At 68.6% G+C, this 22,710-nt stretch carries 18 protein-coding genes; 5 read left to right on the plus strand and 13 right to left on the minus strand.

Going from position 1 to position 22,710, the window contains the following annotated elements; all coding sequences use genetic code 11:
- Positions 1–22: 22 nt before the first annotated feature.
- The 3 genes from ACI2JZ_RS10795 to ACI2JZ_RS10805 form a co-directional block, all read right to left on the minus strand.
- Positions 23–4,279, minus strand: a complete 4,257-nt coding sequence (locus ACI2JZ_RS10795; RefSeq protein ID WP_404597506.1) for an ExeM/NucH family extracellular endonuclease — start codon at positions 4,277–4,279, stop codon at positions 23–25.
- Between the two features lie 199 nt (positions 4,280–4,478).
- The gene (locus ACI2JZ_RS10800) at positions 4,479–5,231 is read right to left on the minus strand and encodes an SURF1 family protein (RefSeq protein ID WP_247624719.1); all 753 of its coding nucleotides are present in this window, start codon (positions 5,229–5,231) and stop codon (positions 4,479–4,481) included.
- A gap of 59 nt (positions 5,232–5,290) precedes the next feature.
- Positions 5,291–6,406 (minus strand): GuaB3 family IMP dehydrogenase-related protein, encoded by a 1,116-nt coding sequence (locus tag ACI2JZ_RS10805; protein WP_404598113.1) that lies wholly within the window; start codon positions 6,404–6,406, stop codon positions 5,291–5,293.
- Between the two features lie 38 nt (positions 6,407–6,444).
- Between ACI2JZ_RS10805 and ACI2JZ_RS10810 the strand changes: the two genes are divergently transcribed.
- Positions 6,445–7,575 (plus strand): FAD-dependent oxidoreductase, encoded by a 1,131-nt coding sequence (locus tag ACI2JZ_RS10810; RefSeq protein ID WP_404597507.1) that lies wholly within the window; start codon positions 6,445–6,447, stop codon positions 7,573–7,575.
- 63 nt (positions 7,576–7,638) lie between these two features.
- Here the strand turns inward: ACI2JZ_RS10810 and ACI2JZ_RS10815 are convergent, their stop codons facing one another.
- From ACI2JZ_RS10815 to guaB, 8 genes are all read right to left on the minus strand, one after another.
- Complete coding sequence (locus ACI2JZ_RS10815) at positions 7,639–9,438, minus strand: sensor histidine kinase (RefSeq protein ID WP_404597508.1); 1,800 nt, start codon at positions 9,436–9,438, stop codon at positions 7,639–7,641.
- On the minus strand, positions 9,435–9,782 hold the full coding sequence (locus ACI2JZ_RS10820; RefSeq protein ID WP_404597509.1) for a response regulator: 348 nt from the start codon (positions 9,780–9,782) through the stop codon (positions 9,435–9,437). The genes ACI2JZ_RS10815 and ACI2JZ_RS10820 overlap by 4 nt, the downstream gene beginning before the upstream one ends.
- On the minus strand, positions 9,779–9,922 hold the full coding sequence (locus ACI2JZ_RS10825) for a hypothetical protein (RefSeq protein WP_247623169.1): 144 nt from the start codon (positions 9,920–9,922) through the stop codon (positions 9,779–9,781). The genes ACI2JZ_RS10820 and ACI2JZ_RS10825 overlap by 4 nt, the downstream gene beginning before the upstream one ends.
- Positions 9,919–11,409: a glycosyltransferase gene (locus tag ACI2JZ_RS10830; RefSeq protein ID WP_404597510.1), complete on the minus strand. Its 1,491-nt coding sequence runs from the start codon at positions 11,407–11,409 to the stop codon at positions 9,919–9,921. The genes ACI2JZ_RS10825 and ACI2JZ_RS10830 overlap by 4 nt, the downstream gene beginning before the upstream one ends.
- Complete coding sequence (locus ACI2JZ_RS10835) at positions 11,406–12,119, minus strand: PHP domain-containing protein (RefSeq protein WP_404597511.1); 714 nt, start codon at positions 12,117–12,119, stop codon at positions 11,406–11,408. Before ACI2JZ_RS10835 ends, ACI2JZ_RS10830 begins: the two co-directional genes overlap by 4 nt.
- Entirely contained in the window at positions 12,116–13,102 is a 987-nt protein-coding gene (locus ACI2JZ_RS10840; RefSeq protein WP_247623172.1) for an ATP-grasp domain-containing protein, read from the minus strand. The genes ACI2JZ_RS10835 and ACI2JZ_RS10840 overlap by 4 nt, the downstream gene beginning before the upstream one ends.
- A gap of 1 nt (position 13,103) precedes the next feature.
- On the minus strand, positions 13,104–14,147 hold the full coding sequence (locus tag ACI2JZ_RS10845) for a response regulator (RefSeq protein WP_404597512.1): 1,044 nt from the start codon (positions 14,145–14,147) through the stop codon (positions 13,104–13,106).
- A 200-nt stretch (positions 14,148–14,347) separates the two neighbouring features.
- The gene (guaB, locus tag ACI2JZ_RS10850; RefSeq protein ID WP_247623174.1) at positions 14,348–15,850 is read right to left on the minus strand and encodes an IMP dehydrogenase; all 1,503 of its coding nucleotides are present in this window, start codon (positions 15,848–15,850) and stop codon (positions 14,348–14,350) included.
- A gap of 366 nt (positions 15,851–16,216) precedes the next feature.
- Here guaB and ACI2JZ_RS10855 point away from each other — a divergent pair, with 366 nt between their 5' ends.
- The 4 genes from ACI2JZ_RS10855 to ACI2JZ_RS10870 are packed head-to-tail and all read left to right on the plus strand — an operon-like array spanning position 16,217 to position 20,202.
- Positions 16,217–17,479, plus strand: a complete 1,263-nt coding sequence (locus ACI2JZ_RS10855) for a branched-chain amino acid ABC transporter permease (protein WP_404598115.1) — start codon at positions 16,217–16,219, stop codon at positions 17,477–17,479.
- A 5-nt stretch (positions 17,480–17,484) separates the two neighbouring features.
- On the plus strand, positions 17,485–18,462 hold the full coding sequence (locus tag ACI2JZ_RS10860; protein ID WP_247623175.1) for a branched-chain amino acid ABC transporter permease: 978 nt from the start codon (positions 17,485–17,487) through the stop codon (positions 18,460–18,462).
- On the plus strand, positions 18,452–19,468 hold the full coding sequence (locus ACI2JZ_RS10865) for an ABC transporter ATP-binding protein (RefSeq protein ID WP_372491560.1): 1,017 nt from the start codon (positions 18,452–18,454) through the stop codon (positions 19,466–19,468). Before ACI2JZ_RS10860 ends, ACI2JZ_RS10865 begins: the two co-directional genes overlap by 11 nt.
- Positions 19,465–20,202: an ABC transporter ATP-binding protein gene (locus tag ACI2JZ_RS10870; RefSeq protein WP_247623176.1), complete on the plus strand. Its 738-nt coding sequence runs from the start codon at positions 19,465–19,467 to the stop codon at positions 20,200–20,202. The genes ACI2JZ_RS10865 and ACI2JZ_RS10870 overlap by 4 nt, the downstream gene beginning before the upstream one ends.
- Positions 20,203–20,354: 152 nt before the next feature.
- Here the strand turns inward: ACI2JZ_RS10870 and ACI2JZ_RS10875 are convergent, their stop codons facing one another.
- Both ACI2JZ_RS10875 and rarD read right to left on the minus strand, forming a co-directional pair.
- On the minus strand, positions 20,355–21,611 hold the full coding sequence (locus ACI2JZ_RS10875; RefSeq protein WP_247632748.1) for an ABC transporter substrate-binding protein: 1,257 nt from the start codon (positions 21,609–21,611) through the stop codon (positions 20,355–20,357).
- Between the two features lie 132 nt (positions 21,612–21,743).
- Positions 21,744–22,679, minus strand: a complete 936-nt coding sequence (gene rarD / locus ACI2JZ_RS10880; RefSeq protein WP_404597513.1) for an EamA family transporter RarD — start codon at positions 22,677–22,679, stop codon at positions 21,744–21,746.
- Between the last annotated feature and the right edge of the window lie 31 nt (positions 22,680–22,710).

Genomic DNA, 22,710 nt, shown 5'->3' on the forward strand with positions numbered 1-22,710 from the left:
CGCTTCGATCAGCGGGGTGGGGTCACCACCATCCGCCGATCAGATCGAGGATCCAATCGATGATGCCGCCGATGATCCCGCCGATCGTGCTCGCCTTCTTGACGGTGACGGATGCCGTGGCCTCGTCTCCGTCCGACTGCGACACCGCGACGGTGTAATCGCCGGCCTTGGTGTTCTTCGGAACCGTCACCGAGCCGTCGAACGAGCCGTCGCCCGCGACCTGGATCGTACCGACCTCGATCGGCGCGCCCTTCTTCGGTCGCAGCTGCACGGTCACCGTCTCGCCCGGCGCATAACCCTCACCCGTGATCTGCAGCTTCTTGCCTGCCGTCACCTTCGAGGAGCCCAGGTCGATCGTGCCGGCGAACTCCGCCTCACCCGTGATCGTGAACGGCACCTGAACCGTCGTGCCCGTCGCCGGGACCGAGACGGTGAGCGCCTGCTCACCGCTCGCTCCCGCGGGGACGGTGAAGGTGAGCGTCGCACGTCCGGCCTCGTCGGTCGTGTCGACGATCGCCGGGTCGATCGCACCCGCGGCGAGCTGGGTGTCCCCCAGCGAGAGCGTCACCTCGCCCGGTGCCGGCTCTCCCGCGCTGAACGCGAGCGACGACAGCGCGACGGTCACCTGATCGCCCGCGCTGTACCCGTCGGCATCCGCCGGGCTGACCGTGACGCCGACGGCGCGCTGCGCCTGATCGGGCGTCGCGGTGCCGTTCGCGTCGAACCAGTCGACCATCGACTGCAGATCGATCTTGCCGGTGTCGCGCTTGCCGGTGCCCTCTCGGAAGGTGACGAAGTTGTCGCCGCCCGCCGCGAGGAACGAGTTCGCCGCGACGGTGTACTCGGCCGCCGGGTCGATCGGGGTTCCGTCGAGCGTGATCGAGGTGATCCGCGCTCCCTGCGCCGCCGTGGGGTCGTACGTGTAGACGAGCCCCTCCGAGACGCCGAGCTTCAGGAACGGACGCGCCGCCCCCGCGGGCTGCCACTGCTCCTCGAGCACGCCCTTGAGCTGCTCTCCCGTCAGGGTGAGCGTCACGAGCGTGTTGGCGAACGGTTGCACGTTCGCTGCCTCTCGATAAGTGACGTTGCCGTCGGGATCGGATGCCCCGCTCGACGCGTACGCGAGGTTCGCGCGCAGACCGCCGGGGTTCATCAGGGCGATGTCGGCATCCGTCGACCACTTCTGCACATCGGCGACGAAGTTGCCGATCGTCGACTCGCCACCGCGGTTCTCCGAACCGTTCGCCTGACGCGCCCGGTTGAAGTCCGCCGTGATCTGCCCGACCTCGACCGCACCGAGCACGTCGGCCTCGGCCTTCGCCTTCGCGACGATCTCGGCGACCTCGGGCACTGCCGGGTAGAGCGGCTGTCCGTTGGCGGTGAGGGGCTTGATCTCGTTGGTGATCGAGATCAGGTCCTTCGTGGTCGGGTCGACCTGGATGTTCATCAGCCCCAGGTTCTCGCCGTACTGCCCTGCCGAGACGACCGGGCGGCCGTCGATGACGTGGTTGTAGGCGAGGTGGGTGTGAGCCGAGACGATCGCATCGACATCGTCGTCCACGCCGTAGACGATCTCACCGAGCGGCGAGTCGGGCGTGACCGCCGCGACATCGGTGCTCTCGGCGCCCTCGTGCACGAGCAGGATGATGACGTCGGCCTCGCCGTTGGATTCGTCGCCGTCGCGCAGATCGTCGGCCACCGCGTTCACGGAGTCGGCGATGCTGCGCACCTCGAGGTCGGCGATCCCCTCCGGGGAGACCAGCGAGTCGAGATCCTCGGTGACGGCTCCGATGAAGCCGACCTTGACGCCGTCGAGCTCCTTGACCCACGCGGGGGCCAGAGCGGGCTCGCCGGTCTCGGTCACGAACACGTTCGACGCGATGTACTCCCAGTCCGCGCGTTCCTGCACGCGATCGCGCAGGTCCTCCCAGCCCTGGTCGAACTCGTGGTTGCCCGCCGAGCTCACATCCAGACCGGCCGCGTTGAGCGCGTCGATCGTGGGGTTGTCGTCGTTGATGAACGAGGTGAACGTCGATGCACCGATCAGGTCTCCCGCTCCCGCGAAGATCGTGTTCGGGTTCTCGGAACGGAACTGCTGCACGGCTCCTGCGAGCACAGCGGCACCGGCGGCGGCGCCGTCGGCTTCGATGCGTCCGTGGAAGTCGTTCACCGTGACGACGTCGATGCTCACCGGCGGGATCTCCGAGGAGACGCCGACGATGATCGGGTCGTGGTCGCTCGACCGGTAGGGCGTACCCGCCTCGGTGGCTCCGAACGCGTAGCCGCGGTCGCTCCACTCGGGCGAGTTGATGCCCCAGACGCCGGCTCCGGTGATCGAGGAGGCCAGCGACGGCGATGCGATCACGTGGTCGAGCGAACCCAGCTCGCCGTCGAACGAGTACGTGTACTGTCCGTCGGTCTTATCGGCGACGAGATCGCTCCAGCCCGCCGACGTGAACACGTCGATCGGGTCTTCCTTGCCGTAGGCGTTGAAGTCGCCGATCAGCAGCAGGTCGCTGCTCCCGGTCGACTGCTCGAGGTCGCCGGCGAAGTCGAGGATCGCCTCGGCCTGCGCCACGCGGTCGGCGTTGAAGAAACCCTGGCCGTCGGCCGGCTCGGCACCCGCGCCGGTGGGCGGGGACTTCGACTTGAGGTGGTTCGCGACGACCGTCACGACCCGTCCGTCGATGTCGAACGCCTGCGCGATCGGCTCACGGGCGTTGCCCCACACCGACTCGTCGGTCACGGTCGCACTGTCGCCGACCGGTGAGACGGCATCCTTCTTGTAGATGATCGCGTTGGTGATGTAGTCGGTCGTCGTCGCGTCGTTCAGGGCGTCGGGCGTCGGCACGAACGCCCACACCTCACCGCCCGCCGCGTCGTTGAGCCCGTCGACGAGGTCGGCGAGCGCCGTGTCGATCGGCTTGCCGAGCTTGACCGAGTTCTCGATCTCCATGAGCGAGACGATGTCGGCGTCGAGTCCGTTGATCGCCGCGACGATCTTGGACTTCTGGATCGCGAACTGCTCCGCATTCGCCGCGCCGCGGGCGTCGGGGTTCTCGCTCTTCAACGTCGTGAAGTAGTTGAAGACGTTGAACGACCCGACCTGCACGTCGCCGCCCACGTCCGGAGCTGTCTCGGGGCGCGGGTTGGTCTGCTCGAAGCCGACCTTGAGCTCGGCGGGCGAGGAGTCGTCGATCGGCACGGTCGGCTGCAGCCGCCAGTCGTCGAAGCCCCACTGCAGGATGTAGCCGGCGTCGCTGAAGTCGACGACGTCACCCGTGCGCACGACCTGGTCGGTCGTGAAGTACGGCTGCTGACCCGGGTGGTTGTTGTTGTTGACCTGCAGAGACCACGCGTCGTCCAGCAGGATGCGGTTCGCCCGGTTGGCGGCCGCGATCGCGGCGGCATCATCACCCGGACGCGTCGTCTCGGTGCTCTTGACGTTGAGGTCTTCCCCGGCGTTCAGCCACAGCGTGCCGAAGTTGTAGAGCTGGTGGCTCGACGCGAGACGATAGGTACCGGCCGGGGCGACGAGCATGTTCTCGTACTGCTCGCGGTCGGCGCCCACGACGGTGTCGGGGAGAGGGGTGACCTCGGGCAGACCGGCATCGGCCGTGACGACCTCGACACCCGCGAGAGCCGTGGGCGAGATCTGGGTCTGGCCGAAGTACTCGCTCACCCGCCCGGTGACCGAGACGAGGTCGCCGATCTCGAGAGTCGGAGCGAGGGCGTTCAAGAAGACGAACACGCCGTCGGAGGCGCCGGGCGTCGCGTCCTCGGCGCCGCCGGAGCCCTGCGTCTGGATCACGATGCCCTTGTAGCCGCCGGTCCGGTAATCGGCGGTGACGATGCCCTCGACGGTGACGGTCTGACCGTTCACGGGAGAGACGTCGCCGGTGCCCTGCACCTCGGCGATCGTGTGGGTGGCCGGCGTGCTCGCGACCGCGGCATCCTCCGCGGGGGCCGCCGGTGCTTCTTCGGGCGCGGGCGCCGCTGCCGCGTCGTCCGCCTCGTCCTCGGCGGCCGGCGGCGTGAACGGGGCCTCCTCCGGTGCGGGGGAGGCGGTGTCGTCCGGCGCGGGGGTCGCCGGAGCCTCGGTCTCGGTGCTCGACGATGCGGGGGCATCGACGGGCTCCTCGGCGAAAGCGGGGGCCGCGGCGAGCGACCCGAAGGTCAGCGCGACGGCGGTGGTCAGAGCGAGAGCGCCGGTGCGCCCCCGCTTCCGGAATTCTGACGAATCGACTCCCGTGCGGGCGTCGTCGTGGGGGGCTGACATGCGAACGGTCTCCTCGACATTGTGGATTTCGGTGACGTCGGGCCCTTGTGGGGCCTGTCGTGCGAGCGCCCGGAGCGTGTGTCCGGACGCGCGCATGTCTTCGACCCTACGGAGAGGGTCCGACATCCTCAATGGTGTTCGCCGTTTGGTCACCGACTGCTCACCGGCCGCGCACGGCCGCATTCCCGAGGTGTGCGTGTCAGGCGGACGCCGCGGCGGCGTCCTCGAATTCCTCGACCTCGCGCTCCCACGCGTCCTTCGCCAGGCGGTACCAGAGGTAGAAGGCGAAGCCCGCGAAGATCGCCCACTCGACGGCGTAGAACACGTTGAGCCAGTTGACCGGCGACATCTCGTTCGGCGCAGGCGAATCGATGTCGACGAGCCCGGCGGATGCCTCGATCGCGGCGAGATACGGCCGATACACGTCGAGCTGGTCGGTGTCGTGCCAGAAGCTGAGCAGCGCGGCCGTCGACATCCGGTTCATCCGGTCGGGCTCGTCGTGCGGCGGCGGGACCGGTCCCTCGTCGGAGATGATGCGGCCGGCGATCTCGACGGTGCCGCCGTCATCGGCGTTCAGCTCGTCGATCGCCGCGTCCGCGCTCTCGCGGTCGGGTGCCCATCCAATCGCGACGGCGATCGAGGTGCGCTCGGCGACGCGCAGCTGACCGGTCACCCAGTAGCCCTCGACGCCGTCGTTGTAGCGCTGCGAGACGACGAGGAAGTCGCCGGGCACCCAGGTGCCCGAGGTCTCGACCCGCTGACCGACGAGCGGCTCGGGAAGGTACTGCCCCGGTTCCACGACCTCATCGAGCTGTTGCACCTGCTCCGTCGCGCCCGGCTCGGGCGGGTCGGTCTCGATCGCACGTTCGAGCTGCCACTGGCCGAGCCAGGCGAACACGCCGGCCACCAGCAGGCAGAACAGCAGCATGCCGATCCATCGCCCGCGCAGCATCACCTCACGGAGGGTCGGCGGGAACAGCGGGGCGGACGACACGGCGGCGATACGGAGGATCAGGCTTCGTACGGGGCGAGGACGACCTCGACCCGCTGGAACTCCTTGAGGTCGGAGTATCCGGTGGTCGCCATGGACTTGCGCAGCGCACCGATGAGGTTCGCGGTGCCGTCGGCCACGGGAGCGGGGCCGTACAGGATCTCCTCGAGCGTGCCGATCCCTCCGACCTGCACGCGACGACCGCGCGGCAGCTTCGGGTGGTGGGCCTCGGGGCCCCAGTGGTAGCCGTGACCGGGCGCATCGGTGGCGCGGGCCAGCGCGACGCCGAGCATGACGGCATCCGCCCCCATCGCCAGCGCCTTCACGATGTCGCCGGAGGTGCCCACGCCGCCGTCGGCGATGACGTGCACGTAGCGTCCGCCCGACTCGTCGAGGTAGTCGCGACGCGCCGCCGCGACGTCGGAGACGGCGGTCGCCATCGGCGCGTGGATGCCGAGGGTCGCGCGCGTGGTCGACGCCGCTCCCCCGCCGAAGCCGACCAGCACACCGGCCGCGCCCGTGCGCATGAGGTGCAGCGCGGCCGTGTAGGTGGCTGCGCCGCCGACGATGACGGGCACGTCGAGGTCGTAGATGAACTTCTTGAGGTTGAGGGGCTCGACGTCGCTCGACACGTGTTCCGCCGACACCGTGGTGCCACGGATCACGAACAGGTCGACCCCGGCCGCGGCGACCGTGTCGTAGAACTCCTGGGTGCGCTGCGGCGTGAGCGAACCGGCGACGGTGACGCCCGCCTCGCGGATCTCGGCGAGACGCTGCGTGATGAGCGCGGGCTTGATCGGCTCCGAGTACAGCTGCTGCATGCGCGCGGTCGCCTGGGAGTCGCCGAGGCCGGCGATCTCGGCGAGCAGCGGCTCGGGGTTCTCGTACCGGGTCCACAGGCCCTCGAGGTCGAGCACGCCGAGGCCGCCGAGCTGCCCGAGCATGATCGCCGTCTGCGGGCTCACGACGGAATCCATCGGCGCCCCCAGCACGGGGATCCCGAAGCCGAAGGCGTCGATCGTCCAGGCGGTCGACACGTCCTCCGGGTTGCGCGTGCGCCGCGAGGGCACCACCGCGATGTCATCGAACGTGTACGCGCGACGCGCGCGCTTTCCTCGGCCGAGCTCGATCTCCATGGTCACCACTCCAGACTACCCGGGCGCGGAGGCGGTCGATGGCTGGGAGACTGGGAGCGACATCGGGAGGATGCATGGGAGCGGATGCCGCAGCGGTCGTCGTCGTGGGCGGCGGGGTCATGGGACTCGCCACCGCCTGGGAGCTCGCACGACGCGGGAAGCGTCCCGTCGTGCTGGAGCGGTTCGCCCGCGGCCACCGCAAGGGGGCGTCGCACGGAGCCACGCGCAACTTCAACAACGCCTACGACGAGAATCACTACCTCGACCTCCTCGTGCGTGCGCGGGAGGGGTGGGACTCGCTCGGTGACGTCGGCGGGGCTCCCCTGTTGCGGCTGCACGGCCTCGTCACCCACGGTGATGTCGACCTGCGGCGGATCCACGAGCGCCTGGCCGCGCGCGGCATCCCGGCCGAGGTGCTCTCCGCAGGCGAGGCGGCCCGCCGCTGGGCCGGCATGCGCTTCGACGACGACGCGCTGTGGTCGCCCGACGCCGGCGTCGTGCGCGCATCCGCTGCCCTGATCGAGTTCGAGCGCCGCATCCTCGCCGCGGGCGGCGACGTGCGATGGAGCACGCCGGTCGCCGCGATCGACGACCGCGGGGAGGGCATCGACATCGCTCTCGCCGACGGCTCGCACCTGCGCGCCGAGACCGTGGTGGTCACGGTCGGCGCCTGGAGCCGGAACCTGGTCGGAGAGCTCGGGCTCCCCCGCCTCACGGTCACCGAGGAGACGCCCGCGCACTTCGCGCCGGTCGACGACGCCGTCTGGCCGTCGTTCAACCACTACGTCGATCCGGCGGAGTACCCCGCGACCGTCTACGGCATGCCCACTCCCGGGGAGGGCGTGAAGGTCGGCTTCCACCGCGTGGGCGACGAGGTCGATCCCGACGCCCGCCCGCACGTCCCCACGCATCTCGACACTCTCGCCGGCTACGTGCGCGAGTGGATGCCGGGACTCGACGCGGCGAGCGCGGTGCCGATCAGCTGCACGTACACCTCGACCGACGACGGCGCGTTCGTCCTCGACCGACGCGGCCGGATCGTCGTCGGAGCGGGCTTCTCGGGCCACGGGTTCAAGTTCGCGACCGGGATCGGGGCGACGCTCGCGGATCTCGCGCTCGACGAGTCGGCGCGCGCCGCCGAGCCGTTCCGGCTCCCCCACGTGAGCTGAGAGGTCGGAACACGCCGCAGGACGGCGTCCGCACGCGGCGAGTCATGACCCCTCACCGGGATGTCAGACGTTGCGCAGGCCCTCGAGACGCAGCGCTTCCGTGCGCAGCTCGACCGGAAGAGTGAACCAGAACTCGGTTCCCTTCCCCACCTCGCTGCTCATGCTCATGGTCCCGCCGTGCGCTTGAACGATGGCGCGAGTGATCGTCAGCCCGAGCCCCACTCCGGGCACCGCGTTCCGGGTCGCCGTCGAGGCGCGGAAGAAGCGAGTGAACAGCATCCCCTGCTCTTCCTCCGGGATCCCGAAACCGGTGTCCTCGATGCAGATGCGCGCTTCGCCCTCGCGCATCTCCAGGCGCGCGGTGACTCGTCCGCCGCTCGGCGTGAACTTGATCGCGTTCGACAGGAGATTGTCGATCGCCTGACCGATTCGGCCGGCGTCGACGAGGAGACGGATGGGTTCCGCCGGGATGTCGGAGAGGAGCTCCACGCCGTTCTTCTGAGCGTTCGGCCCGGACGACTCGACGGCGGATCGCACGAGAGCGGACAGGTCGGTTTCCGCCTTCTCGAGTGGGAATCGGCCGGACTCCGCCTGCGCGGTGAAGAGCAGGTCGCCGACAAGGTTCAGAAGGCGTTTCGCGTTCCGCTCGATCACGGCCACGAAGTCCTGCTGGTCAGCGGTCAACGGTTGTTCCGGATCGTTCTGCAGCAGGTCGAGGAACCCGATGATCGCGCTCAACGGCGTGCGCAGTTCATGCGAGATCATGCCGACGAACTCGTCCTTGAGGCGTGCGACCTCGACGGCCTTGGTCTCGTCCGTGATGACGAGCAGATAGCCGCGCTGTGCGCCATCCGTCCCCTGGTACAGCGACAGCGTGAGACGCACGGGCACGCTGGATCCGCCGGCGGTGGTCATGTCGACATCGGCTTCGACCGTGCGGCCCTCGTCGACCTCGTCGAGCAGGGCGCGCATCCCGGTCGGGTCGTCGAGCGAGCGGGGAGTCGCGGGATCGGCGAACAGGCCGAGTGCCGAGGGATCGAAGAAGCGATTGACGGTCACATCATCGAGCGCCTCGTCGACGGACAGACCGATGAGGCGCTCCGCTCCGGGATTCCAGGCGATCACGACGCCCTTGCGGTCGGTGGCGATGACCGCCTGAGCGGTGATCGAGCTCCACAGGCTGCTGAACGACTCCAGGAGGAACTGGTACTGCTTCTCGCTGGCCTGGAGCTGCTGGACCATCGAAAGGTTCGCCGAGAGCGCCGCCGTGCGCTCGACGACGAGCGACTCCGCTTGAGCGGTGCGCAGACGCTGGAGGCGTGAGAGCTCGTTGACGATCGCCCCGGCCACCGCGAAGACGAGGGGGCTGATCACGCCGCGGAGCCAGGCGAGCTCGCCGGCTGCCGAGTCGAGCGCGATCGGCATCAGGAAAGCGATCGACGTCAGGACCCCGATCAGGAAGACCGGACGCAACCCCGGCGAGGCGGCGAGCCAGATCACCGGGAGCAGGACGAACGACGAGAACAGCGACGCGGTTCCCCCTGTGCCGACACGCAGCACTCCGATGGCCAGGATGTCCACCGCGGGGATGAGGAGCACGATCCAGCCGTCGTGAACGCCCCGTGCCGCGAGGACCGCGGCGAGTGCGGTGACGAGCCCCACCAGAGCGATACCGACGATCGCCGCCGCCGGATTCGTGGCCTGGATACCGGGTACCGCGATCACGAGCAGCCCTGCGACGCCGACGGCGATGGCCGTGGGGCCCTGCTTCATGAGCGGTGTGGGGTCGTCGAAGTACCGCTGCCACCCGCGCTGCACGGGAGCGGGGGCGGCCGCCGTGCCCAAGGACTCGTATCGATTCATCGGTCGACTCCCGCGACGGCCCGGCGCAGGGCTGCCCCGCGCACGGGCTTGGGGAGCGCGGCATCCGCCGTCGGGTACGACGCCACGTCGAGCACGGAGCTGATCACGAGGAAGCACCGCGGGAACGTCTCCCGCACCAGGCGCGCGCACTCCGTGCCGGAGATACCCGGGAGCAGCAGATCGAGCACCGCGAGCGAGGGGTCGATGTGCGGGAAGGCCGAGATCGCCGACTCGGCGTCACCGGCGGAGAACACGTCGAAGCCCTCGCGGTCGAGATGACGACGCAGCAGCGACATCTGGTCGAGGTCGTCCTCGACCACGAGGGCCAACGGGCGTGCGCTCATCGGAGGAACATCTCGCGGACGACGACCACCACGACGACGACGGCGATGGCGGCGAGCGCCTGCCAGATCAGCCGCTTCTCGGAGCGTGCGTCCTGCTCGATCTCCTCGGCCTCGGCCTGGGGTGTGGGCATCTCGGTCATGAGTCGACCCGTCCGACCTTCTCGGTCTTGATCCAAGAGGCGTCGGCGCGACGCCACTCCTTGATGTAGGAATCCACGGTGATGGCGCACAGCAACGAGCCGTATCCGCAGATGTAGAGCAGGAGGCCGGCGAAGAACCGCCCGCCCGGCAGCTTCTCGACGGCCCGGGCGAGCCAGACGCCCAGCATCGAGATCGGGCCCCAGAGGTAGAAGACGAGGGCCCAGACGAAGAGGGTGTCGTCGTTCAGCGACCCGCCGAGGGCGAGCACGGCGTCTTCGAACGCCCAGGGGAAAAGCGCGATGGCCATGAGGATGAGCGCGCCGAGGCCCGGGAACATGATGGCCTCGCGCCAGGAGTGCCGACCGATGCGCCCGTCGAGTTGCACGGAATAGAGCATCGAGAACAGATAGATGCACGCGGCCGCGATCCACATGAACCGGAAGACGAACTCCGCGATGTCGCTGTGGAAGATCAGCAGGATCACGAGCGCGGTCGCCGCGACCAGCATGAAGGCGGGCAGCAGCAGGATCGTGAACCATGCGAGCCCGAACGAGAAGCTGCCCAGCTGGTGGTCGGGGCTCGGTCGGAACCACAGGTGCTTGTAGATCGACGTCAGCTGCACGTTGCCGCGCGCCCACCGCAGACGCTGTTTCCAGAGTGCGTCGATCGTGCGCGGTTCCTCGGCCAGCACGACGGCGTAGGGCTCGAACACCGCCCGCCGCCCCTTCAACTGGCCCTCGAAGGTGGTCATGGTGTCCTCGGCGAGGGTGCCGGTGGGGATCCGTCCGCCGATCGCCTCGAGGTTCGCCCGCGAATGGAGCTGCGCCCCGCCGGCGAGGCACGCGATCGCCCCGAGCACGTTCTGGGTGCGTCGGGCGGAGAGCTGGCCGATGATGTACTCGACCCCGATGAACCGGGTGAGGTAGTTGCGATCGCGGCTGCCCTCGGCGATGTACGCGGTCACCGCGCCGACCTTCTCGTCGGCGAGGTGCCGGGTGAGCTTGCGCAGTGCGTCGCGGGCGAAGATGACGTCGGCGTCCATGATCAGCACGGCTTCGGTCCACGGGTCGGCGAGGGCGATGTCGAGTCCGTGATTGAGGGTGTGAGCCTTGCCCTGTCCGCCGACCTCGCGCCGCAGGTGTTCCACGCGTCCCGGGTGCTGCGCCGCCTTGGCCCGCACGATGTCAGGGGTGTCGTCGGTGGACGCGTCGTCCACGACGAAGATCCGCAGCCGCTCCTCCGGGTACTGCAGCTGCAGCAGCCGTTCGATCGCGGGCCCGATCACGAGCCCCTCGTTCCACGCGGGGATGATCACCGCGACGTTCGGGTGATGCGGGGCCGCCTTCCCGTAGTGGTTGCGGAACGCGTGCATCGGCAGCGAGAGGAACTGCAGCCCCGTGTTGATGACGGGCAGCGTGCCGACGAGGATGCAGAGGATGAGCACGATGACGATCGCCGTCTGCCACCATTCGAGCTGGTCGATCACGGCAGCGCCTCCGCTCCGAGCAGGTCGCGCACGCGGGCGTACCGGCCCACGTCACGGGCATCATGGCTGTCGGTGGAGGCCACCAGCTCCGCACCGGCGGCGCGGAGCGCGGCCAGCGACGCGGGCTCGGGGCATCCCCACTTCTCGTTGACCTCGACGAGCGTGCCCGTGCGAGCGGCGGCCTGCGCCCACGCCGTGAGGCGCTCCTCGCCCAGGTCGCTCTCGGCGAGACCGATCTTCGGCAGCAGCGAGAAGCAGTGGGCGAGCTGGTTGCCCGGGTGGCGTTCCATCGCGGCGATGACTCCGGCGACGAAGTCGTCGAGCACGTCCGTCGTCGCCCACCCGTCGGCGATGCGTTCGCGCACGGCGGTCGGGCCGAGGGGCCCGTCGGCCCCGGGGAACTGGTGGTCGGCGATCAGGATGCGATCGATCCCCGCAGGCAGTTCGGGGATGTCGAGAGTGCCCGCGGTGTCGAGGATCTTGGCCTCGACCCCCGTGAGCACGGTCAGCCCCTCGGGCACGCGCAGGGCCGCGATCGCGGAGACGTACTCGGGCACCCAGGTGGTGTCGCGGCGCACGTGGTCGACGATGCGGAGGGTCTCGAGGCCCGCGACGACGGCGGCCGCGACGTTCTCCTCGGGAGTCGAGACGGCGTCGTCGGAGAAGGTGGAGTGGACGTGGTGATCGCCGCGGAGGATGCCGATGCTCACGCTTCCTCCTGGTGACCGGCGTGCTCCGAGACGAGCACGTCATCGATCTCGACCACGATGTCCTCGAGGAAGCGCACCGAGGCGAGCTCCCGGAACGGAAGCCGCTCGGGCAGTTCGGCCCCCAGGAACAGGTCGACCACGAGCGAGGGGATGTCGACGCCCGCCGCGATCGTGAGCGGCAGCGCGCCGGGGAATCGCGGGTTGACCTCGAGCAGCACGGCGGCTCCGGTGCGGTCGCGGCGCAGTTGCACGTTGGCGACACCCACCAGCCCGATCGCCCGGGCGATCTCGGCGGCGGTCTCCTCGAGCTCGGGATCGTGCACGGTGCGCCCGGCGATCGCGACGCCGGAGTCGACACGCGCGCGGGTGCGCGGCACCGCGGCGACGACCCTCCCCGCGGCATCGGCGATGACGTCGACCGAGTACTCCTCACCGGGCAGGAAGTCCTGCACGATCAGTCCCTCGTCGAGCGGGAGCGCGTCGAGCGCGGCCCGATCGGGCACCAGGCGGATGCCGCGGCTCCCCGCACCCTGGCGGGGCTTGGCGAAGACGGGGAACTCCCACTCGATCGCGAGCGCGTCGGGACCGGCCAGCACGGTGCGCGGTGCGCGTCCGGTGGGGGCGCACCGCTCGGCGAGCAGCAGCTTGTCGAGCGCGGTGTCGAGGGTGTCGGCCGAGGGCGCGGCGAGGACGGCGGGGGCGAGTTCCTCGCGCCGGCGGGCGAGCGTGATGAGTTCGACGTCGACGGTCGAGATCACGAGGTCGAGGCGGTCGTCGACCACCAACTGCGCGAGAGCCGGCACGAAGTCGTCGGCCTTGCCCGGCGGCACCAGACGCCGTTGCTCGGCGGGCACGAGGTAGAGACCTGCCGCCCAGCCGTCCATGTCGGCTGCGAAGACCGTCAGCTCCGGTCGGCGCAGCAGCGAGCGGATGACGGCGACGCCGGCGGGTCCTCCGGCTCCGGTCACGAGGACGCGGGCCACGTCAGCCCTCCTGTCGGATGAGCTCATGAGCGCCGACGAAGGCCGCCGTCTCGCGGACGATCTCGAGCGGCTCCACCGCCACGCCGCCACCGAAGCGCGACCAGTACCGAGCGGTCGCCCGCACGAACTCCGGCTCGAGGTAGGCGCGGCTCGCGGTCTGCGATCCGAAGCAGTCGAGCAGGCGCAGCTTCTGGTCGACGAAGCCGTCGATGCGCACGAAACGCGTCGGCCGGAAGTCGATCGTCGACGAGGGGCTCTGATAGCAGGCGACCGTGCCGACGCGGCGGGTGGCGACCGTGGTCGCCTCGTTCACGGCGCGGTGATCCTGATGACGGTCGTGCGCGGAGTGCGTGTAGACGATCGTGGGCTGGATCTGCTCCACGACCTCTTCGATCAGGCGCACGGTCGACCCGCCACCGGAGATCTCCGTGTCGACCAGATCCTTGAGGAACAGGCGGGCGCCGATCAGCTCGGCGGCGGCCAGCGATTCGTTCTGACGGCTGTTGGCATCGCCCCCGCGCGCGCCTCGCGACAGGGTGAGGATGGTGATCTCGTCGCCCGCGGCGGCGTGCGCGGCGAGCACTCCCCCGACGCCGATCTCGACGTCGTCGGGATGGGCTCCGACCGCGAGCACGATCTCCTTGCGGCGCCCTTCCTCGCGACGGCGGCGGCCTTCCTCGGCGAGGTTGCGCACGACTTCGACGAGACGCGCGTTGTCCAGCGGCTTGGTCAGGAACTCGTCGGCCTGGGCGCGGAGCGCCGAGACCGCGTACTCCACCGAGACGTGGGCGGTCATGACGACGACGGGCACTGCCGGCACCTTGCGACGCAACTCCGCCAGGAGCTCGAGTCCGTTCAATCCGGGCATCTCGATGTCGGTGATGACGACGTCGGGGCGGATCTCGGCGACCTTCTCGACCGCGACGAGACCGTCGGGGGCGAGGTCGACCACGCACCCGGCCCGTCGCTCGAGCACCGTCTTCACGAGCAGGGAGACGTCCTGGTCGTCATCGACGACGAGGACGCGGATGGCATCTACGGACAATTCGGCTCTCCTTGGGGAGATTCCCGACCGCTGGGGGCGGTATACCACCGATGCGTTCGCCACCGGAAGCACGCGGGAAAGGGCGAGCAGGTTCCTCACGATTGTGGCACACGCCCTTCGCCTGACGGCGCGCGACGCCACGCAGAGAACGAGGGACGGATGCCGCGGCATCCGTCCCTCCCCTCATCCGCGCGAGCGGATCACTTCTTGTAGTTGGGCGCCTCCACGACGATCTGCACGTCGTGCGGGTGCGACTCCTTGAGCCCGGCCGAGGTGATGCGCACGAACTTTCCGCGAGTCTTGAGCTCTTCGATCGTGCGGGCGCCGACGTAGAACATCGACTGACGGAGACCGCCGACGAGCTGGTACGCGACGGCGCCGAGCGGTCCGCGGTACGGGACCTGCCCCTCGATGCCCTCGGGGATGAGCTTGTCGTCGCTGGGGACATCGGCCTGGAAGTAGCGGTCCTTGGAGTAGGAGGTCTGCTTGCCACGCGTCTGCATGGCACCGAGCGAACCCATCCCGCGGTACTGCTTGAACTGCTTCCCGGACTGGAAGACGATCTCGCCCGGAGACTCGTCCGTGCCGGCGAGGAGCGATCCGAGCATCACGGCATCCGCACCGGCGACGAGCGCCTTGGCGATGTCGCCCGAGTACTGCAGCCCGCCGTCGGCGATCACCGGCACGCCCGCGGGGCGGGCGGCGAGGGAGGCTTCGTACACGGCGGTCACCTGCGGCACACCGACGCCGGCGACGACGCGGGTGGTGCAGATGGAGCCGGGGCCGACGCCGACCTTGACCGCGTCGACTCCCGCGTCGACGAGCGCCTGTGCACCCTCGCGGGTCGCGACGTTGCCGCCGATGATGTCGATGTGCGCGAAGGACTCGTCGGCCTTGAGGCGCTTGACGAGATCGATGACACCCTGCGACTGGCCGTTGGCGGTGTCGACGACGAGAACGTCGACACCGGCGTCGCGCAGCGCCTCGGCGCGCTCCCACGCGTCGCCGAAGAAGCCGATCGCCGCACCGACGCGCAGGCGACCCTGGTCGTCCTTGGTGGCGAGGGGGTACTTCTCGCTCTTGTCGAAGTCCTTGATCGTGATGAGTCCGGCGAGCTTGCCGTCGGCGTCGATCAGGGGGAGCTTCTCGACGCGGTGCTTCGCGAAGAGGGCGATGACCTCGCCGGCGGCCACGCCGACGGATGCGGTGACGAGCCCCTCCGACGTCATGACGTCCTTCACGAGGGTCGACTGGCGCTCGAAGCCCGAGACGAAGCGCATGTCGCGGTTCGTGATGATGCCGACCAGACGGCCGTCGCCGTCGACGACGGGCAGGCCCGAGATGCGGTACTGGGCGCACAGCGCGTCGACCTCTTCGACGGTCGCGTCGGGGGTCGTGGTGATCGGGTCGGTGATCATGCCCGACTCGCTGCGCTTGACGCGGTCGACCTGCGACGCCTGATCGGCGATCGAGAGGTTGCGGTGCAGGATGCCGATGCCGCCCTCGCGCGCCATCGCGATCGCCATGCGCGCCTCGGTGACGGTGTCCATCGCGCTGGAGAGAAGAGGAGTGGCGACCGAGATGCGACGCGTCACTCGCGAGGAGGTGTCGGCCTCGCTGGGGATGACATCCGTGTGCCCGGGAAGCAGCAGGACGTCGTCGTACGTCAGTCCGACGAAACCGAAGGGATCGTGCTGTTCCATGGATGCTCCTCCTGCGCGTGTCGCGCGACGCCGAGTTCGTGGGGCCGGCCGGATCCGGCCGGGAAACCGTATGAAGATTCTAAGCGGAGAGCGGCCGAGAACATTCCCGGAGCCGGGCACCGTGACGAGCCTGATCGGCCCACCGGTGTATTGGTACCGCTCTCATTTCGATCAGATTAAAGGTGTAGGCGAAACGCAGATCGCCCACTACAGTCAAGTGCGTCGTCCAACCCGAGACGGTCGAAGTCTGTGCGAAGGTGCACTCACCCTGGAGGTTGCGTGGGATCCACAACAATCGCCGTCCACCGGAAGAAGCCGTGGCTGGTCGCGTTCATCGGAGTGCTGCTCGCACTCGGCGCGATCCTCATGCAGCCGCCGCTCGCCGCCTCGGCAGAGACGACAGACGACGGTCAAGAGGTCACCGACTTCTACTTCGGCGGGGTCATCACCTTCGACGACGAGCCGGTCGAGGGCGTCGAGCTCTCGGTCTCCGGCAGCGGCTTCGAGGGTGAGACCGAGACGGATGCCGAGGGCAAGTGGCGCCTGTACGTGCCCGAGAAGGAGACGTACACGATCACGGTGAACGAGGAGACGCTCCCCGACGGTGTGATCGTCAACGCGTCGCTCCTCCCCGAGGGCACGCAGCCGATCTCCGGCACGACGGCGTCGTTCGAGGTGGAGTTCGGTCTCACCGGAACCAAGATCCTCAACCTCTTCCTCGGCGAGGGCGAGCGCATCACCGTCAGCTTCATCGACCAGCTGGCCTCGCGCCTCGTGGGCGGCCTGAACTTCGGCCTGCTCCTCGCACTCGCGTCGATGGGCGCCGCGCTCATCTACGGCACGACCCGACTGTCGAACTTCGCACACGCCGAGATGGTCACCTGGGGCGGGCTCGTCGGAGTCGTGACGACCTCCCTCTGGATGCTTCCTCCGTGGCTCGGCATCGCCGCGGCCGTGATCGCCGGCGGTCTGCTGGGCTGGGCCATGGATGCCGGTCTCTGGCGTCCGTTGCGGCGTCGCGGGCTGGGAGTCGTGCAGCTGATGATCGTCAGCATCGGCCTCTCGCTCGCGCTCCGCTACCTCTTCCAGTACATGATCGGTGGCGGCACCTACCAGCTCCCAGGCGCGAGCCCCGAGCCCATCCGGCTCGGACCCATCTCCTTGTCGTACATCGACATGATCGCGATGGGCGTCAGCATCGTCGTGATCATCGGGGTGGCGTTCTTCCTCACTCGCACTCGGGTCGGCAAGGCCACGCGGGCGATCTCCGACAACCCGCAGCTCGCCGCGGCATCCGGCATCGATGTCGACCGGGTCGTCCGGTACGTCTGGATCCTCGCCGGAACGCTCGCCGCGATCTCGGGCGTGCTCTGGGGCTACTTCCGCCCCGGAGTGACCTGGAACATGGGCATGCAGATGCTGCTGCTCATCTTCGCCGCGATCACGCTCGGCGGTCTCGGCACCGCCTTCGGCGCGCTCGTCGGCTCGCTCATCGTGGGTATGGCCGTCGAAGTGTCGACCCTCTGGATCCCCTCCGACCTGAAGTACGCGAGCGCGCTGGTCATCCTCATCGTGATCCTTCTCGTCAGACCGCAGGGCCTGCTCGGCCGCAAGGAAAGGTTGGGCTGATCATCATGGACTTCGGATCCATCTTCACCAACACGGCCGCTTACCTGTTCAGCCCCATCACGCTGGCATACGCGCTGGCCGCCACGGGTCTCGCCGTGCACTTCGGTTACGCCGGACTGCTCAACTTCGGCATGGCGGCCTTCATGGCCATCGGCGGCTACGGCTACGCGATCTCCGTGCTCTCGTTCGGGCTGCCGTGGTTCGTGGGCATGCTCATCGGCCTGCTCGGTGGCGCGCTCTTCGCCGTGCTCCTCGGCATCCCGACCCTGCGTCTGCGCGCCGACTACCTGGCCATCGCCACGATCGCAGCCGGCGAGATCGTGCGCCTGCTCTTCACCACGCAGGTCTTCGACGAGTTCACGAACTCCGCCGACGGCCTCGCGCAGTACAACGGCGGCTTCCGCGATGCGAACCCGTTCCCCCCGGGAACCTACGGGTTCGGCCCGTGGACGTACACGGCCAACGACCTGTGGAACCGCGTGTTCGGGCTCATCGTGCTCGCCCTCGCCGTGCTCCTCGTCTGGGCGCTGATGCGCAGCCCCTGGGGGCGCGTGCTCAAGGGCATCCGCGAGGACGAGGACGCCGTGCGTTCGCTCGGCAAGAACGTCTTCGCCTACAAGATGCAGGCGCTGGTCGTCGGCGGTGTGCTCGGTGCGGCAGGCGGAATCGTCTTCGTCCTCCCGTCGGCGGTCGTCCCCGGCAGCTACTCGACGTCGCTGACGTTCTTCCTCTGGACGATCCTCCTGCTCGGCGGTGCGGCCACCGTGTTCGGCCCGACCCTCGGAGCGGTCCTGTTCTGGGTGGTCAACGCGTTCCTCGCGAGCCTCCTGCCGCAGCTGGCGAATGCCGGTCTGCTGCCGATGACCGACAAGCAGGCGGCGACCGTCGTCTACATCGTCGTCGGCGTCGCACTCATGCTGCTCGTGATCTTCCGCCCGCAGGGCATCCTCGGAGACAAGAGGGAGATGACCTTTGTCAAGTGAACTGACCCCCGAGCCGGCCGCCGCGCCGGCGACGGGAAGCATCAAGCGTCCGAAGACCACCGGTCTGACGAAGGGCGAGGTCAAGCCCGGCGTCGCCAAGGTCGACCCGATCCTCGTCGTCGACGCGGTGCAGCGGCGGTTCGGCGGCATGACCGCCGTCGACGTCGAGCACCTCGAGATCCCCCGCGGCGCCATCACGGCGCTCATCGGACCGAACGGCGCCGGCAAGACCACTCTCTTCAACCTGCTCTGCGGTTTCGACAGGCCCAACAGCGGCACCTGGTCGTTCGACGGCAAGAACCTGTCGGGCATCCCGTCGTTCAAGGTGGCCCGCATGGGTCAGGTGCGCACGTTCCAGCTCACGAAGTCGCTGTCGCTGCTCACGGTCCTCGAGAACATGAAGCTCGGGGCCACCGGGCAGCGCGGAGAGGGCTTCTGGTCGAGCCTGTTCCCCTTCCTCTGGCGCGCGCAGGACACCGAGATCGAGGGCAAGGCGCGTGAGCTGCTCGCGCGCTTCAAGCTCGACGCCAAGGAGAAGGACTTCGCCGCCGCGCTCTCGGGCGGTCAGCGCAAGCTCCTCGAGATGGCCCGGGCGCTCATGAGCGACCCGACGCTGGTGATGCTCGACGAGCCGATGGCCGGCGTGAACCCGGCCCTCACCCAGTCGCTGCTCGACCACATCCTCGACCTCAAGGATCAGGGCATGACCGTGCTCTTCGTCGAGCACGACATGCACATGGTGCGCCACATCGCCGACTGGGTCGTCGTCATGGCCGAGGGCCGCGTCGTCGCCGAAGGCCCGCCCGACCAGGTGATGGACGACCCCGCGGTCATCGACGCGTACCTCGGCGCCCACCAGGACGTCGACCTCGGTGCCGTCACCGGTCGCATTCCGGTCGTCGCCGACGCCGAGGCTGCGCGCATCCGCGAACAGATCGAGGCCGAGGCAGAGGCAGAGCTCGAGGCGACGGATCCCGTCGACTCCGACACGAAGGACAACGCATGAGCGAAGACAAGGTGGTCGTCGAACTCACGGACGTCCACGCGGGCTACCTTCCCGGCGTGAACATCCTCAACGGCGCGAATCTCGTCGCGCGTCAGGGCGAGCTGATCGGCATCATCGGCCCGAACGGCGCCGGCAAATCGACGCTGCTCAAGGCGATGTTCGGCCTCGTCAACGTGCGCGGTGGAGAGATCACGCTGAACGGCGAGAGCATCGTGGGCCTCAAGGCCGACAAGCTCGTCAAGCGCGGGGTGGCCTTCGTGCCGCAGACGAACAACGTCTTCCCCTCGCTGTCGATCGAGGAGAATCTGCAGATGGGGCTCTACCAGAACCCCAAGATCTACGCGGAGCGCCTCGAGTTCGTCACCGGCATCTTCGCCGAGCTGGGTAAGCGTCTCAAGCAACGCGCCGGGTCGCTCTCGGGCGGTGAGCGGCAGATGGTCGCGATGTCGCGGGCGCTCATGATGGACCCGTCGGTGCTGCTGCTCGATGAGCCCTCGGCCGGCCTCTCCCCCGTGCGTCAGGACGACGCGTTCATCCGCGTCTCCGACATCAACAAGGCGGGTGTGACGACGATCATGGTCGAGCAGAACGCTCGCCGTTGCCTGCAGATCTGCGACCGCGGTTATGTGCTCGACCAGGGCAAGGACGCGTACGAAGGCACCGGGCGCGAGCTGTTGAGCGACCCCAAGGTCATCGGACTGTACCTCGGGACGCTCGCCGACGACGTCGCCTGAGCGCTGCGACGAGGGGCGGGATGCTTCGGCATCCCGCCCCTTTCGCATGCCGCACGGCGGTGCATTCATGGCTACCTGCCCGCACGAAGAAGGCCCCGGATGCGAGCATCCGGGGCCTTCCGAGTGATCGGTCGATCAACTCATCGATTCGATCAGTTGGTGCGCTCGATGGTGTTGCCCGCGACGTACTTGTAGATGCCGATGGTGGCGCCCTGCGGGTCGCCGTTCTCGTCGAACGTCACGTCGCCGGAGTAGCCGTCGTAGTCGGCCGTGCCGCCGTCGTTGATGATCTCGGCGCACTCGGCGAAGCTGGTGCACTTCTCACCGTCGCCCGAACCGCCCGAGACCTCCTGCATCTTGGCCGCGATGTCGGCGCCCTCGGTCGAACCGGCCGCGAGCGACGCGAGCGCCACCAGGATCACGGCGTCGTAGGCCTCGGCCGCGTAGGTGAAGTCCTTCACCTCGGGGTTGCCGGCAGCCGTCCACGACGCCTGCAGGCGATCCGTGAAGTCGTCCTCGAGTGCAGGGCCCGCCTTCGTGCCCTGCGCGCCCTCGAGCGAGACCGAGATCTCGTCGCCGTAGTCGGACAGGTTGCCGTCGACCATGTAGAACTTGTCGGCCGAGATGCCGGCGTTCACCAGCAGCGGCGCGATGGTCTTGAACTGCTCGAACGACACGATCGCGACGGCGTCCGGGTTCTGCGCCTTGATCGACTCGACCTGCGCATCGAACTGCGCGTCGCCGACGTTGAACGAGACCGACTCGACGACCTCGCCGCCGGTGCCCTCGAACGTCGTGGTGAGCGCGTCGTTCAGGCCGGTGCCGTAGGCGTCGTTCTGGTAGATGATGCCGAGCGTCTTGGCGCCGTCCTCGGCGATCAGGTTGCCGAGCACCTCACCCTGCAGCAGGTCGCTGGGAGCGGTGCGGAAGTAGAGTCCGTCGTCCTCCCAGGCGGTGAAGTCGGGGGACGTGTTCGACGCCGAGATCTGGAGGATCCCCGCGCTCACGTTTCCGTCGAGCACCAGCTTCGAGACACCGGAGGCGGCCGCACCGACGATCGCACTGACGTCAGCGTTGCGCAGCTTCTCGATCGACGTCTCGTACGCCTTGGTGTCGGTGTCGCCCTCGTCCTCGGCGGTGAGGTCGATGGTGATGCCGGCCTCCGCCGCGTTGACCTCCTCGACCGCGAGTCCGACACCGGACTCCATGGGCGGTCCCAGGAATGCCAGCGACCCCGTCTTCGGCAGCAGCGAGCCGAGCTTGAGGGTGAGATCGGTGGCGGGCGCGCCGCCGTCGGACGAGTCATCGGACGGGGTGCTGCTGCAACCCGCGATGACGAGGGCAGACGCGCTGACAAGCGCAATGCCTGCGAAGATCTTCGCGGTGCGCGAACCCTTCAGTGCCTTCATAATGCTCCCTTGCGTAACTGAGAGTGGACGTGACCACAGTCGAGTGCTCTAACCCTAGGGCGCAGAAGCGCTCCGTAGGGGTCGCAAGTGTTTCGGTGCGTTAACGATCCGCTACGCGGTGGAATACCGGTTTCAGACGATGGGCGTGGGAGCGGTCCTTCGCCCTCGTCGCGCGGCGAGCAGCAGGTCGATCACGAACACGACGATCGCGATCCAGACGATCACGAAACCGGCCCAGCGCTCGGCCGGCATGGGCTCGTGGAGGAAGACGACGCCGATGACGAACTGCATCACCGGGGTGATGAACTGGATCATCCCGATGACGGTGAGATCGATCCGGCGCGCACCGGCGGCGAACAGAAGCAGGGGCACGGCCGTCGCGATCCCGGCGCAGGCCAAGAGCACTGCGTGCCATCCGCCGTTCACGCCCATCGTGAGGCCCGCCGGGGTCTGAGCCACCAGGATGAGCTGCACGACGGCGATCGGGATCAACCAGAAGGACTCGAGGGTCAGACCGCTGACGGCATCCACCGCCGGTCCGATCTGCTTCTTGATGAGTCCGTACAGACCGAAGGAGGCCGTCAGCGAGAGGGCGATCCACGGGAACTCGCCGTGGGCCACGATGATCACGACCACGGCGACCGAGGCGATCCCGATCGCCGCCCACTGGAGCCGGCGGATCCGCTCGCGCAGCACGAACACGCCCAGGAGCACCGTCGTAATCGGGTTGATGAAGTATCCGAGGCTCGTCTCGACCACGTTGCCCGTCAGGGTGCCGATGAGGAACACCTGCCAGTTGACGTAGATGAGCAGGCCCGCGAGCGCCGTCCAGCCGAGGAGCTTCGGCCGCCGGATGATCGCCAGGAACGAGGTCCAGCCCCGCATGACGGTGAGGAGCAGGAGGCAGAAGACGAACGACAGCAGCACCCGCCAGGCGACGACCTCCCACGGCCCCGTGGGCACGAGAAGCAGGAAGTACAGCGGCAGCACGCCCCACAGCAGATAGGCACCGCCCGCGTACGCGACTCCGGAGGTCTGGCTCGACGAAGCGCGGGGGACGGAACTCACCGCACAACACTATGCCCGCGGTGCGCATCCA

The sequence above is a fragment of the Microbacterium sp. NPDC087868 genome, from assembly GCF_044900755.1.
Lineage (GTDB): Bacteria > Actinomycetota > Actinomycetes > Actinomycetales > Microbacteriaceae > Microbacterium > Microbacterium galbinum.

Bases quoted from the DNA above. Each gene is read 5' to 3' on its own strand.
- ACI2JZ_RS10795 (WP_404597506.1), bottom strand. From the start codon at position 4,279: ATGTCAGCCCCCCACGACGACGCCCGCACGGGAGTCGATTCGTCAGAA.
- ACI2JZ_RS10800 (WP_247624719.1), bottom strand. From the start codon at position 5,231: ATGCTGCGCGGGCGATGGATCGGCATGCTGCTGTTCTGCCTGCTGGTG.
- ACI2JZ_RS10805 (WP_404598113.1), bottom strand. From the start codon at position 6,406: ATGGAGATCGAGCTCGGCCGAGGAAAGCGCGCGCGTCGCGCGTACACG.
- ACI2JZ_RS10810 (WP_404597507.1), top strand. From the start codon at position 6,445: ATGGCTGGGAGACTGGGAGCGACATCGGGAGGATGCATGGGAGCGGAT.
- ACI2JZ_RS10815 (WP_404597508.1), bottom strand. From the start codon at position 9,438: ATGAATCGATACGAGTCCTTGGGCACGGCGGCCGCCCCCGCTCCCGTG.
- ACI2JZ_RS10820 (WP_404597509.1), bottom strand. From the start codon at position 9,782: ATGAGCGCACGCCCGTTGGCCCTCGTGGTCGAGGACGACCTCGACCAG.
- ACI2JZ_RS10825 (WP_247623169.1), bottom strand. From the start codon at position 9,922: ATGACCGAGATGCCCACACCCCAGGCCGAGGCCGAGGAGATCGAGCAG.
- guaB (WP_247623174.1), bottom strand. From the start codon at position 15,850: ATGGAACAGCACGATCCCTTCGGTTTCGTCGGACTGACGTACGACGAC.
- ACI2JZ_RS10855 (WP_404598115.1), top strand. From the start codon at position 16,217: ATGCAGCCGCCGCTCGCCGCCTCGGCAGAGACGACAGACGACGGTCAA.
- ACI2JZ_RS10860 (WP_247623175.1), top strand. From the start codon at position 17,485: ATGGACTTCGGATCCATCTTCACCAACACGGCCGCTTACCTGTTCAGC.
- ACI2JZ_RS10870 (WP_247623176.1), top strand. From the start codon at position 19,465: ATGAGCGAAGACAAGGTGGTCGTCGAACTCACGGACGTCCACGCGGGC.
- ACI2JZ_RS10875 (WP_247632748.1), bottom strand. From the start codon at position 21,611: ATGAAGGCACTGAAGGGTTCGCGCACCGCGAAGATCTTCGCAGGCATT.